At 33.7% G+C, this 15,697-nt stretch carries 17 protein-coding genes and 1 pseudogene; 6 read left to right on the forward strand and 12 right to left on the reverse strand.

The features are described 5' to 3' along the window. Nucleotides 1-225: 225 nt before the first annotated feature. From IPM51_12535 to IPM51_12545, 3 genes are all read right to left on the reverse strand, one after another. Nucleotides 226-375, reverse strand: a complete 150-nt coding sequence (locus IPM51_12535) for a hypothetical protein (GenBank protein ID MBK9285120.1) — start codon at nt 373-375, stop codon at nt 226-228. A 135-nt stretch (nt 376-510) separates the two neighbouring features. Next, nucleotides 511-696 (reverse strand): hypothetical protein, encoded by a 186-nt coding sequence (locus IPM51_12540; protein MBK9285121.1) that lies wholly within the window; start codon nt 694-696, stop codon nt 511-513. A gap of 473 nt (nt 697-1,169) precedes the next feature. Next, nucleotides 1,170-1,265 (reverse strand): transposase, encoded by a 96-nt coding sequence (locus tag IPM51_12545; protein MBK9285122.1) that lies wholly within the window; start codon nt 1,263-1,265, stop codon nt 1,170-1,172. A gap of 1,048 nt (nt 1,266-2,313) precedes the next feature. On the opposite strand from IPM51_12545, the gene IPM51_12550 reads away from it, so the two are divergent. The 3 genes from IPM51_12550 (at nt 2,314) to IPM51_12560 (ending at nt 3,915) form a co-directional block, all read left to right on the forward strand. Next, entirely contained in the window at nt 2,314-2,424 is a 111-nt protein-coding gene (locus IPM51_12550; GenBank protein ID MBK9285123.1) for a hypothetical protein, read from the forward strand. Between the two features lie 454 nt (nt 2,425-2,878). Beyond that, nucleotides 2,879-3,487 carry a hypothetical protein gene (locus tag IPM51_12555; protein MBK9285124.1) on the forward strand — a complete coding sequence of 203 codons (609 nt, stop codon included), beginning with the start codon at nt 2,879-2,881 and terminating at the stop codon, nt 3,485-3,487. A gap of 2 nt (nt 3,488-3,489) precedes the next feature. Then, nucleotides 3,490-3,915, forward strand: a complete 426-nt coding sequence (locus IPM51_12560) for a hypothetical protein (GenBank protein ID MBK9285125.1) — start codon at nt 3,490-3,492, stop codon at nt 3,913-3,915. A gap of 236 nt (nt 3,916-4,151) precedes the next feature. On the opposite strand, the gene IPM51_12565 is transcribed toward IPM51_12560, so the two are convergent. The 8 genes and pseudogenes from IPM51_12565 to IPM51_12600 all read right to left on the reverse strand — a co-directional run bounded on the left by IPM51_12565 (nt 4,152) and on the right by IPM51_12600 (nt 12,055). Further along, nucleotides 4,152-4,421, reverse strand: coding sequence for a hypothetical protein (locus tag IPM51_12565; GenBank protein MBK9285126.1), 270 nt, complete (start codon nt 4,419-4,421; stop codon nt 4,152-4,154). A 175-nt stretch (nt 4,422-4,596) separates the two neighbouring features. Beyond that, a complete protein-coding gene (locus IPM51_12570; GenBank protein MBK9285127.1) occupies nt 4,597-4,908 on the reverse strand; it encodes a hypothetical protein in 312 nt (103 codons plus the stop codon). Then, a pseudogene (gene rodA, locus IPM51_12575) lies at nt 4,905-6,212 on the reverse strand (rod shape-determining protein RodA). The gene IPM51_12570 and the pseudogene rodA overlap by 4 nt, the downstream one beginning before the upstream one ends. Next, a complete protein-coding gene (gene mrdA / locus IPM51_12580) occupies nt 6,212-8,074 on the reverse strand; it encodes a penicillin-binding protein 2 (protein MBK9285128.1) in 1,863 nt (620 codons plus the stop codon). The pseudogene rodA and the gene mrdA overlap by 1 nt, the downstream one beginning before the upstream one ends. Beyond that, nucleotides 8,074-8,589 carry a rod shape-determining protein MreD gene (locus IPM51_12585; protein ID MBK9285129.1) on the reverse strand — a complete coding sequence of 172 codons (516 nt, stop codon included), beginning with the start codon at nt 8,587-8,589 and terminating at the stop codon, nt 8,074-8,076. The genes mrdA and IPM51_12585 overlap by 1 nt, the downstream gene beginning before the upstream one ends. Continuing rightward, nucleotides 8,579-9,418: a rod shape-determining protein MreC gene (gene mreC, locus IPM51_12590; protein ID MBK9285130.1), complete on the reverse strand. Its 840-nt coding sequence runs from the start codon at nt 9,416-9,418 to the stop codon at nt 8,579-8,581. The genes IPM51_12585 and mreC overlap by 11 nt, the downstream gene beginning before the upstream one ends. A 73-nt stretch (nt 9,419-9,491) precedes the next feature. Continuing rightward, nucleotides 9,492-10,514, reverse strand: coding sequence for a rod shape-determining protein (locus tag IPM51_12595; GenBank protein MBK9285131.1), 1,023 nt, complete (start codon nt 10,512-10,514; stop codon nt 9,492-9,494). Nucleotides 10,515-10,657: 143 nt separating this feature from the next. Beyond that, nucleotides 10,658-12,055, reverse strand: a complete 1,398-nt coding sequence (locus IPM51_12600; GenBank protein MBK9285132.1) for an arginine decarboxylase — start codon at nt 12,053-12,055, stop codon at nt 10,658-10,660. A 95-nt stretch (nt 12,056-12,150) separates the two neighbouring features. Here IPM51_12600 and IPM51_12605 point away from each other — a divergent pair, with 95 nt between their 5' ends. The 3 genes from IPM51_12605 to IPM51_12615 all read left to right on the forward strand — a co-directional run bounded on the left by IPM51_12605 (nt 12,151) and on the right by IPM51_12615 (nt 15,179). Then, nucleotides 12,151-13,104, forward strand: a complete 954-nt coding sequence (locus tag IPM51_12605; GenBank protein MBK9285133.1) for an arginase — start codon at nt 12,151-12,153, stop codon at nt 13,102-13,104. Nucleotides 13,105-13,330: 226 nt separating this feature from the next. Then, nucleotides 13,331-13,852: a hypothetical protein gene (locus IPM51_12610; GenBank protein MBK9285134.1), complete on the forward strand. Its 522-nt coding sequence runs from the start codon at nt 13,331-13,333 to the stop codon at nt 13,850-13,852. 121 nt (nt 13,853-13,973) lie between these two features. Next, entirely contained in the window at nt 13,974-15,179 is a 1,206-nt protein-coding gene (locus IPM51_12615; protein MBK9285135.1) for a T9SS type A sorting domain-containing protein, read from the forward strand. On the opposite strand, the gene IPM51_12620 is transcribed toward IPM51_12615, so the two are convergent. Beyond that, the gene (locus IPM51_12620) at nt 15,180-15,566 is read right to left on the reverse strand and encodes a hypothetical protein (protein MBK9285136.1); all 387 of its coding nucleotides are present in this window, start codon (nt 15,564-15,566) and stop codon (nt 15,180-15,182) included. It lies immediately after the preceding gene. Between the last annotated feature and the right edge of the window lie 131 nt (nt 15,567-15,697).

Below are 15,697 nucleotides of genomic sequence, written 5' to 3' on the forward strand. Positions count from 1 at the left end.
TTAGTTTTTTGATGTTTCATAATTTTTCTCATTTTTCATATTCCTCACTTCTTTTTTTAATGAATTTTGTTTGATTTTTCTCTTTCTTTTAAAATTAAGGTTCTCCTCATTAAAATAATCAGCGGAAGGCGTTAGATTTTTAAAGACTCATGATAACGAGCATTGTTGTAATTTTCCACGAACTTTTCAATGGCCGCAATTAATTCTTCCGGTGAATAATAATTATCAAGCTACGACGTTTTTCATTGTTCGGTGATAACGTTCAATCTTGCCTTGCGTTTGCGGATGCATGGGTCTGCCATGCACCTGATCCATTCCATGATTGTCTTTCAAATATGTTTTGAGTTCGCCTGCAATGTAACGCTTTTGAACCATTGTCGAGATAATAATCTGGGCCGTTGTTTAGTTACAATTATGCTACGCTTTTATAATTGCTCTGTCAACGGTTCTTTTTACGTCCTGCACTTTCATTCCTGCACAAAGCTCCCAGTGTAAATATAACGGCTGTAATCATCTAAAACGGTACTCCCGTATTACTGGCGCCCCATCAATTATTTTAAAGTAAGTAAAATCAGTTTGCCACATTTGATGAACGAATCCTGTTTTGTTTGTAAACTCATCTTTAGCTGCTAAAAAATATGCTCGGGGTGTTGTTATCAGTCCTCTTTCTGCTTTTAAAATCAAGTAAACACTCATTCAAATAAAAATTTATTTGTTCATCGGTTAATTTGTGCGCGAGCTCTCTTGACGATAATTCAGGACACTCTAAAGCAAGCTCTACAACTAAGTTTTTGTTCCCGGGTATTGTGTTCCACTGCCTGTTAAGTGCGCTTACAAGGCTCTAACCATCAATACCATTGTCGGAATAGGATTTGTACCAATTGTAAACGTGCTTTTGTTTAAACCGATTTACGCGAAGCATTTTATTAACGCCGATTTCCCGGAACGGACAACAATTTTGATTATCTCTTATTGTTTTCGGAAGCTGTAAATCTCGCCATACTTTTGAATTTTACAGATTCTCCAATATATTCAAAGCTTTTTTTTACGATATCATGGCGCAATACTAAATCAGCTACATTCCTTTAGCTTTGATTTTCTTTTCTGAGCTCCGCTACTTCATCTGGTTGCTTCCTGGTTTGTATCCTGATAATCTCTTCTTTCCGCTTCTAAAACTCTTTGTTCCATTTATAGAATTGAGATGGGTTAATGGAATACTTCCTGCATAATTCGGCTACTGGCATCTCAGCTCGTATAGCTTCCATTACAATATTTATTTTTGTTCTGAACTAAATGTTCTTTTGATTTGCGACGTATCTTTTATAAGTTCTCCGCTGTTTGTTTTTCTTTGTTTCCATAGTATTATAAATTTATTGTTTCTGAGGAAACACTCTCTTGGTTTTAGTTAAATTTAGTCCACTTTATGCTGACGGAGATTTACAGAGGCATTATAAATTGTATAAATGTGTACTCATTTGTCCCCGAACTTTATTAAAAATAACGGTTGGACAAAAATTGAATTTAACGCCATTTTCACTAGAGAAATAATTGAAACCAAAACTTAATTTTACCGATCTGGGCTGGGGTATCAAAAAAGAAGTATACGAGTATTCTCCGACGCTATCAGAAAGATTTGGCATTGACTGCAGGACTTAGGTGTGGAAATAGTTGCCAATAAAATTCATAAAGCAGTTATAAAATAAACTGGAGAAAAATCTAAATTTAACGCCTGTTTTAATATCAAAAAGTCTAAAATACTCGCTTTTACTACAAAATTAACTGGATGTTTTAACAACAAATACCAACTTTAATTCAAAGTACGAAAATTAATCTTCACTCCTTAATACACAGCTTTTGGAACAATAGAAGCTAAATGAATTGCTGATAGTCCAGCTGCATGTGATCATTCAATCCTTGATTGGTTTTGAATTCCACATAAATAAATAATCTGTTTTGATATTGTATTTTTCACTGGTTTTTTGAGAGAGTGCTTTCAGATTGGCTATATAAGAAAAAAGCACCATCCTGTGAAAATAACCATATTCAAAGGGTATAATATAACTTATTATATCCTTTGTTTTTTATCTTAAGGAAAATAAATAATGGATAATTTTCGTTAACGCTCATTTAAAAATTATGCTTTCAACTAAAGCAATATACTCCCACTAATCTATTAATCACAATAAATAAAAAAAATGATTAATTTTATTAGAATATCATTTATTATAAAAAAGGGTTTTATATTCATTAATTTTATTTTTGCGGTTTTTATAGCGCAATCTCAATCACCTTTCCTTAAATTGGGCACATGGTATAGGAGAATCTAATACAGATTTAGGAATGTCAATTGTTACCGACCCATCCGGTAACGTTTATACAACAGGGCGATTTCAAGACACCGTTGATTTTGACCCCCGGTATTAATACATTCAGCATTGTTTCTGCAGGTTATGATGATGCATATGTTCTTAATTAAGTGCTTCGGGAAATTTTATTTGGGCTATAAAATTTGGCGGGGCAAGTTTTGATGCAGGCTGCAGGATTGCTTTTAGATGGGATTGGAAATATTTAGGTTAGTGGCATTTTCAGGGGCACATGTGACTTCGATCCAGGACAGGGAGTAACAAATCTGATTTCTAATGGTGTTTCAGAAAGTGATGTTTTTATAGTTAAACTAGATGCTTCAGGAAATTTTATTTGGGATAACAATGTAGGTTCTTCTGGTTCTGATTATGCTTATGGTTTATTCATTAATCAAATAGGCGATGTTTTGTTTAGGAAATTTTTTTAATACGATTGATCTTGATCCTGGTCCAGCAATATTCACAGCAACATCTAACGGCTCTGAAGATGTATTTCTATTAAAAATTAAATTCCATTGGTGATTTTCTTTGGGCAGCAACATTTGGAAGTACAGGAAAAAGATGGTGGAAGCACAGTTGCATGTGATCAATTTGGTAATGTGTACCTATCCGGTTATTTCCAATTTACTATTGATTTTGATCCGGGACCAGGAACATCAACTCTAAGCTCGGTTAGTGGCTGGCAAGATATTTTCCTAATTAAATTGGATAACGCAGGAATTTTATTTGGGCTAAAAAGTTATGGAGGCTCTGGAATTGATAACTGTTTAAGTATGCGTATAGATCAATTAAATAATATCTATTGTACTGGTTATTTTCATGATATAGTTGATTTTGATCCAGGCCCAGGAATAATGAATTTACCCTCAGCGGGACTTCAAGATAATTATATTCTAAAATTAGACCCATCTGGTGATTTTGTATGGGTGAAAACTTATGGTAGCATAGGAGATGATTTTGGAACTTCTCTTTCGTTTGATTCTTCAAATAATGTTTATGCAACAGGCCAATTTTATGGGACAGTAGATTTTAATCCAAATATTGGAAATTACCCTTTAACGGCTCTTTCATCAGATGGTTTTATAACTAAGTTAGATCCTTTAGGTGATTTTTGTGGGCATTAAAATTGGGTGGGAAAATAGACGATAGAGGCTCTTCAATAGCCATAGATGTTACAAATAATGTTTTAGTTACTGGATACTTTCAAGATACTTGTGATTTTGATTCAGGAATTGGAACTTACAATTTAATTTCAAATTTACAATCTAGTTTTATTTATAAATTGAGTCAATGTACTGGCACACCTCCGTTAGTGAATGCATCAAGTAACATGACCTTGATTTGTACAGGTGAATCTTCCACCCTAAGCGCAACTGGTGCTAATAGCTATTGGTGGAATAATGGAATTACTTCATCAATCAATATTGTTTCACCAACTCTAACAACAAATTACATAGTTACAGGATTAGATTTGAATGGATGCTCTGATACAGCAATAGTAACTCAAATAGTTGATGAATGTATAGGCATTAATGAATTAGAAAAACGCTGACTGGAGTTAATTTATTTCCGAACCCCACCCTAGATTTAGTAAATATCCAAATAGAATTAGAATCTGAAGATAAACTTACAATTGAGGTTTTAAATACTTTTGGGAGTGTTTTATTTACAAAATATTTTGATTCCATACCAAATGATGGAACTGTAAAGATTAATTTAAGTGAAATGAAACCGGAATTTTTTTAATGAAAATAAAAATTCGTAATAAAAATAAAATCTATAAAATAGTTAAAGCGTAGATTTTTTCCAACGAACATAATCCTGTTTATTCCTCCAAAACCATTTTTTATTCATAATCCAATTATAATTGGGGTTAATATTTATATTTTGTAATGGTATAAATTTAGAATCTGGATAATATTTTGGATTTAATTTAACAACAGAATCACATTGTTTATTGTAATGACCTTTTATAAGTCCTTTAAATTGCATCGGCCTCAAAGTATTCTTATCAATAATTCTATACCATTGCTCATAAGCTAAAACACTGGCCGACATTAATGAATTTCTAATAAGTACTTTTATTTTTACTGTATCGCCTTTTATTTCATAAGGCCCCAATAAGAATAAACAACATCACTAAAGTAACCGGGTTTATTTAATCTAATTCCTTCCTCGACACTACGATGAAATTCTTTTGGGTTTATTTCCCACCTTAAAGGATTTAAATGTCCTAAAAACACAATCCATTTTCAAAAAACATGATATCACAATAACCTGTATTTTCTCTAAGTGAACTATCTTTACTATCAAAATAATACGTTTTAAAACAAAGTCCTTGTGTTATTGGCATATTTTCATCAATCATTAATTCCCTGTAAAAGCCTTTGGCAAGTTGAATCTTTTCTTGAGCCAAAGTGTCTATATGAGGTTCATACTTAAATTCTTTTTTTAAATAGGATGGTACTCTTGTGTATCTACAAGAAAATAGTAAAAAGACTAATCCTATAATAATTAATTTATTTGGCGTATAGCGTATACTCACCTCAAAATCATTAAACGATTGGCATCTAACTTAATGAAAATAAAAAGCAAAATAGTAAAGGACCAGAGCGAAGATCCTCCGTAACTGAAAAAGGGCAAAGGAATTCCAATCACCGGCATTAAACCAATGGTCATGCCAATATTTACGGCCAGATGGAAAAACAAAACAGATGCAACTCCGTATCCATAAATTCTACTAAAATCAGAACGTTGCCTTTCGGCCAATAAGATAATTCGGAGGATAAGAAAAAGTTCAAGAAAAATAACAATAGTGCTTCCAATAAATCCCCACTCCTCGCCTACTGTACAAAAAATAAAATCAGTGTCCTGTTCCGGCACAAAATCATATTTGGTTTGTGTACCTTGTAAATATCCCTTACCCATCATTCCTCCACTACCAATAGCAATTTTGGCTTGGTTTACATTATAGCCTTCTTTTTTTAAATTTACATTTCCCCTTCCCAACAATACATCAATTCTGTTTCGCTGATGCGTTTCGAGGTGATCATACACATAATCTGTACCCTTTACCACAGCCGCACAACTTATCAAAACTAAAAAAACGGTGAATAAGTTTATCTTACTTCGCTCAATAAATAAAAGTGAAAGTGCGGCTATAATACTTAAAGTAATGATGATGGTAGCCACATTACCAACAACTAGTGTTACTACAAACAATATTGCAGCCAATATACCAAACACTAAAAAAGTTAACGCTTAATCCTTCTCTATACAAAACAATTACAAAGGCTACAAATACAATGGCTAATCCGGTTTCATCTTGTAATTTTTTAATTAATAAAAGTGGTAATCCGATAATTAATAATGCAATAAAGGTGTTTTTATAATTTTTAATTAAATCCTTAATTCTTAATCGGAATTTTTGATTAATAATAATTGTACTGTTACTTAAAAATTTAGCGAGCGCTAGATTAGTAGCAAATTTCATAAATTCGGCCGGTTGAATTCCAAAATCTCCAAATCTAAACCAAGATCTACTTCCTTAACTTCACGACCCAGCCATATCACCAAAATATTGGCAATAATAAAAAAAGCATAAAACCCATAGGAGAATACCGTATAAAAATTAGCATCAATCAATAATATACCAAATGCGATAATTGTTGCGCCAACAATCCACCATAATTGTTTGCCGTATTTTTGAGAAACATCAAAAATACTTTGGTGATCATCGTTATAAACAGCGGCGTAAATATTAAACCAACCCAGCAACACTAAAACAAAATAAATGAATATGGTTAGTCTATCTACACCATAAAAAACACTATTTTGATTTCCTCTCATTAATGATTTTCAACTGTTAAGGTTGTTGTATGAATTAAGTCGGCATCCATAATTCTTTTTTCCAGTTCCTGTCGATCTGTTTTTCCCTTCAAATATTTTTCAATCATTAAAGTAACTACCGGTGCGCTCCAGGTATTTCCGAAGCCTGCATTTTCAATAATACAAGCAATGGCAATTTTTGGTTTTTCTCTTGGCGCAAAGGCTAAAAAAACGGCGTGATCTTTTCCATGCGGATTTTGTGCAGTTCCGGTTTTACCACAAACTACAATATCCTTAATTCGATTGGTAAACGCAGTACCACCGGGCTCCATTGCGCCTTGCATGCCATCAATTACGTTTTGATAGGCTTCCTGATTTTGAACAGCTACATAATGTTTTTCTTTAAATTTCTTATCTAATTTTTTTTCTTCGCCCACTCCTTTTATGCAATGTGGTGTGTAATAAAATCCGCGATTGGCGATTATAGCCACCACATTGGCCATTTGCAATGGAACTAATAATAATTCTGCTTGTCCGATACCCAGCGAAACAATGGTATTACTACGCCAGCCATTTTTTCCGAAAATTTTATTGTAATACTCAACCGATGGAACGTTACCGGGTTTATCATAGGGCAAATCTGTGCCTAATCTGTTTCCCGGTCCAAAAGTTTTAACGGTTTCTCGCCAATGATTATATCCATCAATAAATTTGGGATACTTTTTTTGATCAACAATTTCACGAAACACATAACTGTAATAAGAATTACAGGAAGCTGCGATAGAACCCACTAAACTTTTACCGCCACCGTGTGCATGGCATTTTGGTTTTCCTCCCATGGGTGGATAACCCATATTGCAAGGAAAAACAGTATTTCGGTTTATCAAGCCATCGTTTTGTGCAATAAGGGCACCAATCAATTTAAAAATAGAACCGGGAGGATACATGCCTTGTAACGCGCGATTAAATAAGGGCATATCCAAAGAGTCGTAATACAATTTGGTAAAATTTTTGGAACGTTCTTTTCCGCCTACCAATAAATTAGGATCGTAGGATGGTGCAGAAACCAAAGCCAAAATTTCTCCGGTGGAAGGTTCAATGGCTACAACTGCGCCTTTTTTTCCTTTCAATAATTTTTCTCCATATTCCTGTAAATCCATGTCGATGGTACAAAACAACTCCTTACCCGGAACAGCTAAGGTGTCATACAATCCGTTTTTATAACTTCCAATTATTTTATTATGCACGTTGGTTACGGCTTTTTGAACTCCTTTTATTCCTCTTAATTCTGCTTCGTAGCTACGTTCAATTCCCGTAATACCAATATAATCACCTTCATCATAATAAGGATCGTCCTTTGCCTTCTTTTTGCTTACCTCACCCACATAACCAAGCAAATGGGCAGCAATGGGACGTGGATAATTTCTAACGGTTCGCTTTTGTACGTAAAATCCTTTAAACCGATACAATTTTTCTTGTAGCGTTGCATTCATGTCGGCCGACATTTGTTTTTCAAAAATACTTTGCTTTCGAGGAGAATTAGGTGCCTGACACGCTCTTTTATAACGTTTGAGATATTCTTTTTTTGTGATTTGTAATATTTCACAGAGGGCCATGGTATCGCAACCTTTGGTTTCTTTTGGAATTATCATTAAATCATAAGAAGGTTCATTTTGAACCAGAATTTTTCCGTTCCGATCAAAAATAAAGCCACGCGTTGCGTATTCGGTAAGTCTACGCAAAGAATTATTTTCAGCAGCTACTTTGTATTGATCATCTATTATTTGAATGTAAAATAAACGACATAAATATATAATAGCAATTAGGCAAAAAAAACCGCCAATAAAAAATTTTCTATTTGATAATTGTAAATTTCCTGACATTATCGTTTTTTGCCACTATTAAATAAAAATTGCAGCAAATAAATTAATATAAAAGTTCCGAGGCTACTTAAGATTGTTCTTAATAATGTTTCAAAGAATTGATTTATTCTGAAAATTTCCAAATAAAAAAACGCTGCATGATGAAGTAATATCAGTGTACCCGCATATCTAAAATACCAGGCCAAACCCATATCTTCCACTGTAGGTTGTACGCCTTTATCGTATCCATCTCGTGGTGAAATAAATTTTAAAACATAATATCTGCTAAAACCCATAAGTGTGCATGCTGAGGCATGTAAACCCGACGAATCATAAAACATATCTAAACTCACACCTACCAAAAATGAAATAAGCATAAGTACCACCCTTCCTGTTTCAAATGGGAGAATTAAAATAATTAATGCATAAGGGAAAAGAATAATGTAAGAACCCAAATTAATATTTTGTACAATTAAAACTTGTAACAATAACAATGCGATAAATCGCAGAATATTTCTAAAAATTTCAGTCGTCAATTTGTTTTTGCGAATTTCTTTCTAGTGAATCGCGTTCACCTTTATATTTATTTTGGATAATGTATACATGATTTACTTTTTTTAAATCGGCCCCTAATTTTATTTTTACTGTAAAAAAAGATTCATTTTGTTTTTGTTCCCATTTTTCTACGGTACCTACGTATAAACCTTCAGGGAAAATTCCTGATAGTTCGCTCGTAACAATCGTATCACCTCTTTTTAATTTCGCGTGAGTAGGAATATCAGTTAAATAACAATGTTGATAGTCTGTGCCATCCCAAATTAAAATTCCGTAACTGCCATCATTTTTCAACTGACAATTTATTTTAGAATCTTTATGCAACAAACTCATGGCGCTACTGAAATTTTCCGATACATCTGTTATGTACCCAACAATTCCTTGCACACTCATTACAGCCATATCTCTACCTGCTCCTTGTGATTTACCAATATTTATCGTTAAATAGTTTCTTCGTTTGTTGATACTTGAATTCACCACTTTAGCATTGATATAAGAATAGTGTTGCATGTAAAGCGTGTCGTTCTTTTCAAACACCGTAAGTGGAATTATATTGTAATTACTTTTTAATCTATTCCTTAGTCTTGTATTTTCTTCCGCGAGTCTTTCATTTTCACCTCGTAAATCAAAATATTCTTTGGTATTAGCTGCAGCTTGATAAATTCCGGCGGCTACTTCATTCGATGAATTTAAAATTTGAGATCCCTGAAATTTCCGATTTTTTTGCATCAGCCAAACACAAATGCCTTGCATTAAAAAAAATGCAAAAATAAAATGATGCTTAACAATAAAGGCAACTAAATTTTTCACAGCAAATGACGAATACTAAAATGAATCCGTTTAATTAAAATGTTCGTATTAAATTACAAGGAAGCCGTGCGTGTTACTTAATAAGGAATGGAAATTTATGAACATTTTTAAGTGCAATTCCTGTTCCTCTGGCCACAGCTCTTAATGGATCTTCACACACATGAACAGGTAATTTTGTTTTCAATGAAATTCGCTTGTCCAAACCACGAAGCAAAGAGCCACCGCCCGCCATGTAAATTCCTTTTCTGTAAATATCTGCTGCTAATTCAGGGGGGGTCATTTCCAGCGCATTTAAAATAGCTTCTTCAATTTTAGAAATTGACTTGTCCAAACAATGTGCAATTTCCACATAGCTGATATAAACTTCTTTAGGAATACCGCTCATTAAATCTCTTCCCTGCACAGCATAATCTGCCGGTGGATTTTCGATTTCAGTAAGTGCGGCACCAACTTCTATTTTCACACGTTCTGCGCTTCGTTCACCAATCAAAATATTATGTTGCCTACGCATGTATTCTTCAATGTTGGCATTAAAATCATCGCCGGCAATACGAATAGATTTATCACACACAATTCCACCTAAAGCAATTACGGCAATTTCAGATGTACCACCTCCAATATCAATAATCATATTCCCCATGGGTTCTTCCACATCAATACCCATACCAATTGCTGCGGCCATGGGCTCATGAATCATATAAACTTCTTTTGCACCTGCATGTTCAGCACTATCTCTAACCGCTCTTTTTTCTACTTCTGTAATTCCGCTTGGAATACAAATTACCATACGTAAAGAAGGTTTAAAAAAACGATTACCCGTGTTAATCATTTTAATCATTCCCTTAATCATTTCTTCTGCCGCTTGAAAATCTGCAATCACCCCGTCTTTGAGTGGACGAATGGTTTTAATGTTTTCATGGGTTTTACCATGCATCATTTGTGCATTTCTACCCACAGCAATTACTTTACCGGTTGTTCGGTCAACTGCCACAATGCTGGGTTCATCCACAACAACCTTATCATTGCTAATAATAATTGTATTAGCGGTTCCTAAATCAATTGCTATGTCTTGGGTTAAAAAATCAAATAGCGCCATAATTACTGCAGCAGAATTTCAGAGCAAAGATAAGGAGTTTGATCTCTAATATTTAAATTGAATCATCAAACAATTCAAAAGTAGTTAACAGTACATTGTGCCTAATGGAAGAATAAGAAAATATTAGAGTTACCTCAATTGATTTAGTAACCGAGTATTTTTAGCATGCTCTTGTAGCTTTGTTCCTTGGCAAATAAGCGAGTTACTAATTTACCTTCTTCATCTCTGTCAATTAAAACATGCTTGGGTGCAGGTATTAAACAATGTTGTGTGCCACCATATCCGCTTAATGCTTCCTGATAGGCACCGGTATGAAAAAAGCCAATGTAAAGTGGTGTTTTTTCATTCTTGTCCAGTTTAGGAAGAAACACCTGATTGGTGTGCGCTTCCGTATTGTAATAGTCCATACTATCGCAAGTTAATCCTCCCAAATTAACCGGAATGTAGGGCTTGTTCCATTGATTAATGGCCAACAAAATAAAACGCTGATTAATTCCCCAGGTATCCGGAAGTGTGGTTATAAATGAACTATCAATCATATACCAGGTTTCTCTGTCGTTTTGTTGTTTCTGATCAATGATAGAATATAAGGTTGCTCCACTTTCACCTACTGTAAAAGATCCAAATTCAGTAAATATATGCGGTTCAGGAATTTCATTTTGTTCGCAAAATGCTTTAATCTGCTCTACAATTTCCTCTATCATGTACTCATAATCGTAATCAAAACTTAAGGATGTGCGAATTGGCATTCCACCTCCAATGTTTAAGGAATCTAACTCCGGACAAACGGCCCTTAATTCTTTATATAAATTCAAACACTTGTTTAATTCTGTCCAGTAATAAATAGTGTCCTTAATTCCTGTATTAATGAAAAAATGAAGCAGCTTTAAACTAAATTTTGGATTGGGCTCAATTTTTTCTTTATACAATTTCATGATTTCAGAATTTCGAATTCCTAAACGCGAAGTGTAAAAAGCAAAGGATGGCTCTTCCTCTGTACTTATTCTAATTCCTAAATTTATTTTTTCGGCTTTTGCGTGCTTCTTGTAATAATCAATTTCTTCCAGGTGATCCAATACCGGAATCACATTAAAACCATCATTGATAAATTCAGTAATATATTGTTTGTACAAATTGCGTTTATACCCGTTACAAATAATATATGTATCTTTGTTTAAGGTCTTTTTTTGAAATTGTTCCTTGAGAATCTGTAAATCAAATGCTGAAGAAGTTTCAATGTGCACTTCATTTTTTAAAACTTCATCCAGCACAAAACTAAAGTGTGAGCTTTTAGTGCAATAACAATATACATACTTGCCTTTGTAATCAACTTTAGCCATGGCCACATTAAATAGCCTTTTTGCTTTTTGAATTTGAGCTCCGATTTTAGGCAAATAACTGATTCTGAGAGGAGTACCATACTGTTTAATGACCTCCATTAGGGGAATGTCGTTAAAATACAGTTCATCATCCACAACATGAAAATCTTCCTGAGGAAAGTTAAATGTTTGTGTAATAAGATTAGAATAAAGGTTATTCATAAGATTCAACTTAGTTACTTACACCCTCTATTGAGCAATGTAAGTGATTTACTTTAATACAAAAATAGACCAAATATTAAAATAATACGGAAAAAATGATAAAACCGATTAAAATTATTGAAGTAAAAAGTGAAATTGGAGCCGGAACCAGGGGCTCAAGTATGGGGGTTGATGCTATTAAAATAGCCGCCTTAGATTTCGGTAGTCCATTCTTTAAACGCTATAAATCAGTAGAAATACCTACTGAAAACAACTTATTATTGGAACCCGTTGTACATGATTATGCTAAGAGAATTAAAGGTATTTATAATCTTAACGATCGTATTAGCAAGGAATTACAAAAAACCATTAAGGGTGGACAAATACCCATAGTTTTAGCCGGCGATCATAGTTCGGCCTTAGGGACCATAAGTGGGATTCGATTAGCTCACCCCGAAAAGAAACTTGGAGTGATTTGGATTGACGCCCATGCCGACCTTCATAGTCCTTACACCACCCCAAGTGGTAATATGCACGGTATGCCACTTGCCTGTGTTTTAGGGGAAGATAACAAAGACAGACAACAAAACAGACCGGATGATGAAACAGTTGAATACTGGGAAAAATTAAAAAATTTAGGTGGCATTTGTCCAAAAGTTCATTATAGCGATTTGGTTTTCATTACTTTAAGAGATTTTGAACCCCAGGAAGAATACCTCATCAAGAAAAATAAAGTGAGGATATTTACTTTACAAGAAATTCGTAAAAAAGCAGTGGAACGTGTAGCCATTGAATCCTTAAATTATCTCGACCATTGTGATTTAATCTATGTGAGCTTTGATGTAGATAGTATGGACTCCAGAATTTCGAGTGGAACCGGAACACCGGTGCCCAATGGAATTACTGAAAAAGAAGCCGGAAATTTGATTTATTACATTATGCGTAGTAAAAAAATTATTTGCTTTGAAATGGTTGAAATTAATCCAACACTTGATCGGGAAAATTTAATGGCTGAGAATGCCTTTGAAATTTTGCAAAAGGCTACCAATCAACTAAGTCATGATTTTTAATAATTGAATTTAATAAAACTTGAAACCTTTTTTTGGATGATGAGGTATTAATGCTGTGTTTGTTTCCGTTTAATGAAGGCCTGTGCCGAAATCGGATTAACCTTTATGCTCTTCTGATACAAGAGGGTAATGGGGATAAAAAACAACACAAATTTTTATTGGCTCCCGCCGGGGAGCCATTATTTTTTATGGAATTGTATATAAAATATCATCTTCATTTATAAACATGAAAGCAACAACGTATATATTTCTTCTTTTGCAATTCGGTTTATTTGCGCAAACTCGTACTCAAAACAATAAAACCTATACTATAAAAGGTAAAGTTGTTTATACTAACAGTTATTGCGGTGGTGTAATGCCAAATAAAGAAGTTTTAGATGAGTGTAACAGAGCAAAACCTTACGTAGGAAAAAAACTTTTTGTAAAAAAAGGAGAGAGCAATAACTTAAAGTCTAAAATACTATTTTCATTTACTGTCGACTCAACCGGGGGTTTTTCTTTTCATTTACCAAAAGGAAATTACATGATAGTATGCGAAGAGCAAACTAAAAAGATTTCAATCAAAAATTCAAAAAACTCACATTTAAATATCGATTCTTCGTGTTATGCCCAATGGTGGACTATCCCATTATTACAAATTCATGTTGATGCACAACCGGTGTATGATTTGCAAATTACGTTTCATAAAAAATGTTTTGTGAATTCAGATTCTCCTTGCATCCATTATTCGGGACCCATGCCTCCGTGATTGCTTTTAACGCATTTTGAGCAATAAACTTACAATTATTATAAAAATCGATTTAAATTTGTTTTGATATTTATTTTATTCAATATAAAAGGAATAAAATTTATCTTTAAAAAAAATTATCATGAAAATTAAAATCACGGGTCTTGCTTTTTTATTCTGTATTCAACTCCTTGCACAATTACCTGCGTATATTCCAACATCAAGCTTAGTGGCTTGGTATCCGTTTGATGGAAACACGTTAGATATGAGTGGCAACGGAAATCACTGCGCAGCATTCAACGGACCAACATTAAAGCCGGATAGATTTAATAATGCTGCATCCTCGTTTTCTTTGGATGGAGTAAATGATTATATAAATTCAACTTTGAATTTCTTTAATTCTAGTGAACCGCATACCATTTCAATGTGGTGGAAAACGGGAGATTATACAAAAGCATCACAAACCTTTTACAGCATCAATCCGTTTTTTCAGGAAGGGGTTTTATTTAATCACGCACCGAACGGAAGCAATCAAAAAATAACTTATATGTTAGGCACTGGCGCCGGAACTTTTGATATTAATAATAGTTCTGTAGGATTTACTGTAGTTCCAAATTTTACTACATGGCATCATTTATTGGTGATAAGAACAAATACCGAATGGAGATTTTATTCGGACGGAGTACTATCTCATACATTTACATCCGCACCAACCGGAACTTTAATAGCAAATATGAGGTTTGGCGCTGAAAACAATGGTGTTTTTGGGGGCGGTAAAAATTTTAAGGGGCAGCTAGATGATATTGCCATTTGGAACAGAGTATTAGATTCATGCGAAATTTGGAAAGTGTATAACGCCTCTGCAGGTAACATCACTCCATCTTCAAGTTCCTCATTAATTTGTACGGGAGAAACAGCTACATTAAATGTTTCGGGCGCTACATCTTATACCTGGAATCCGGGTAACATTATTTCTAATTCTTTAGTGATTAGTCCAACTGTAAGCAGCACTTATTCCGTTTCAAGTCATGACAGTATTAGCACGTGTACTAGTTTCACCACCTTTACTCAAGAAGTTGCACTTTGCACAAACTTGCAAAGTAATTCATTTTCGGAAAATGAAATTTTAGTTTATCCAAATCCGGGAAGCGGAAAATTTACGGTAGTTTTTGATCAGAAATCGGAAATTCGGATTATGGATTTAAGCGGAAAAATAATTTTTGAAGAAAAAGTAGAAGTTACAAATTCAAACCATACAAATGTGGAAATAAAAAATGCCGGAATATTTTGGCTAGAAGTAAAAACTCCAAATAAAATCCTATGTAAAAAAATAATTGTAATTCAGTAACTACAATTCCCAATCTGAAATAATAAAATCTTTTTCCATTTTTTTAATTCGGAATTTCATTTCAATTACTTTATTGCCGTTGATAACTGTTACTCTTTTTTTGCGCTTTGAAAACGTCCAGGTTCCTTCTTTAAATGAACGTATGTCTGATTCTCCAATATGCAGAATCTGACATTTTCCATTCGCTTCCAGTTTAACAGTTGGTCTATAAATACGTGGAGGAAATTGATAATCGCAATTTCTGAATGCGGCTACCTTTGCGTTTTGATTTTCATCTTCAAATGAACGCGACCAACAATTTATTAAATCCTCGGCCTTTATTTTTTTAGCCTTTTGAGCAAGTAAAACATTTGATGAAAGTACAATCAGAAGTATTAATCTATTCATAGTCCAAAACTACGAATTAAAAACACAATGAAATTCTGCCCTGCATATTCGATTATTCAAGGTTGAGTGGCAAATTCTTAATACTAAAACGTTTTAATAATTGTTGGGTAGTTAATTATTTGCAATAATTC

This window comes from Sphingobacteriaceae bacterium, from assembly GCA_016715905.1.
Taxonomy (GTDB): domain Bacteria; phylum Bacteroidota; class Bacteroidia; order B-17B0; family Aurantibacillaceae; genus Aurantibacillus.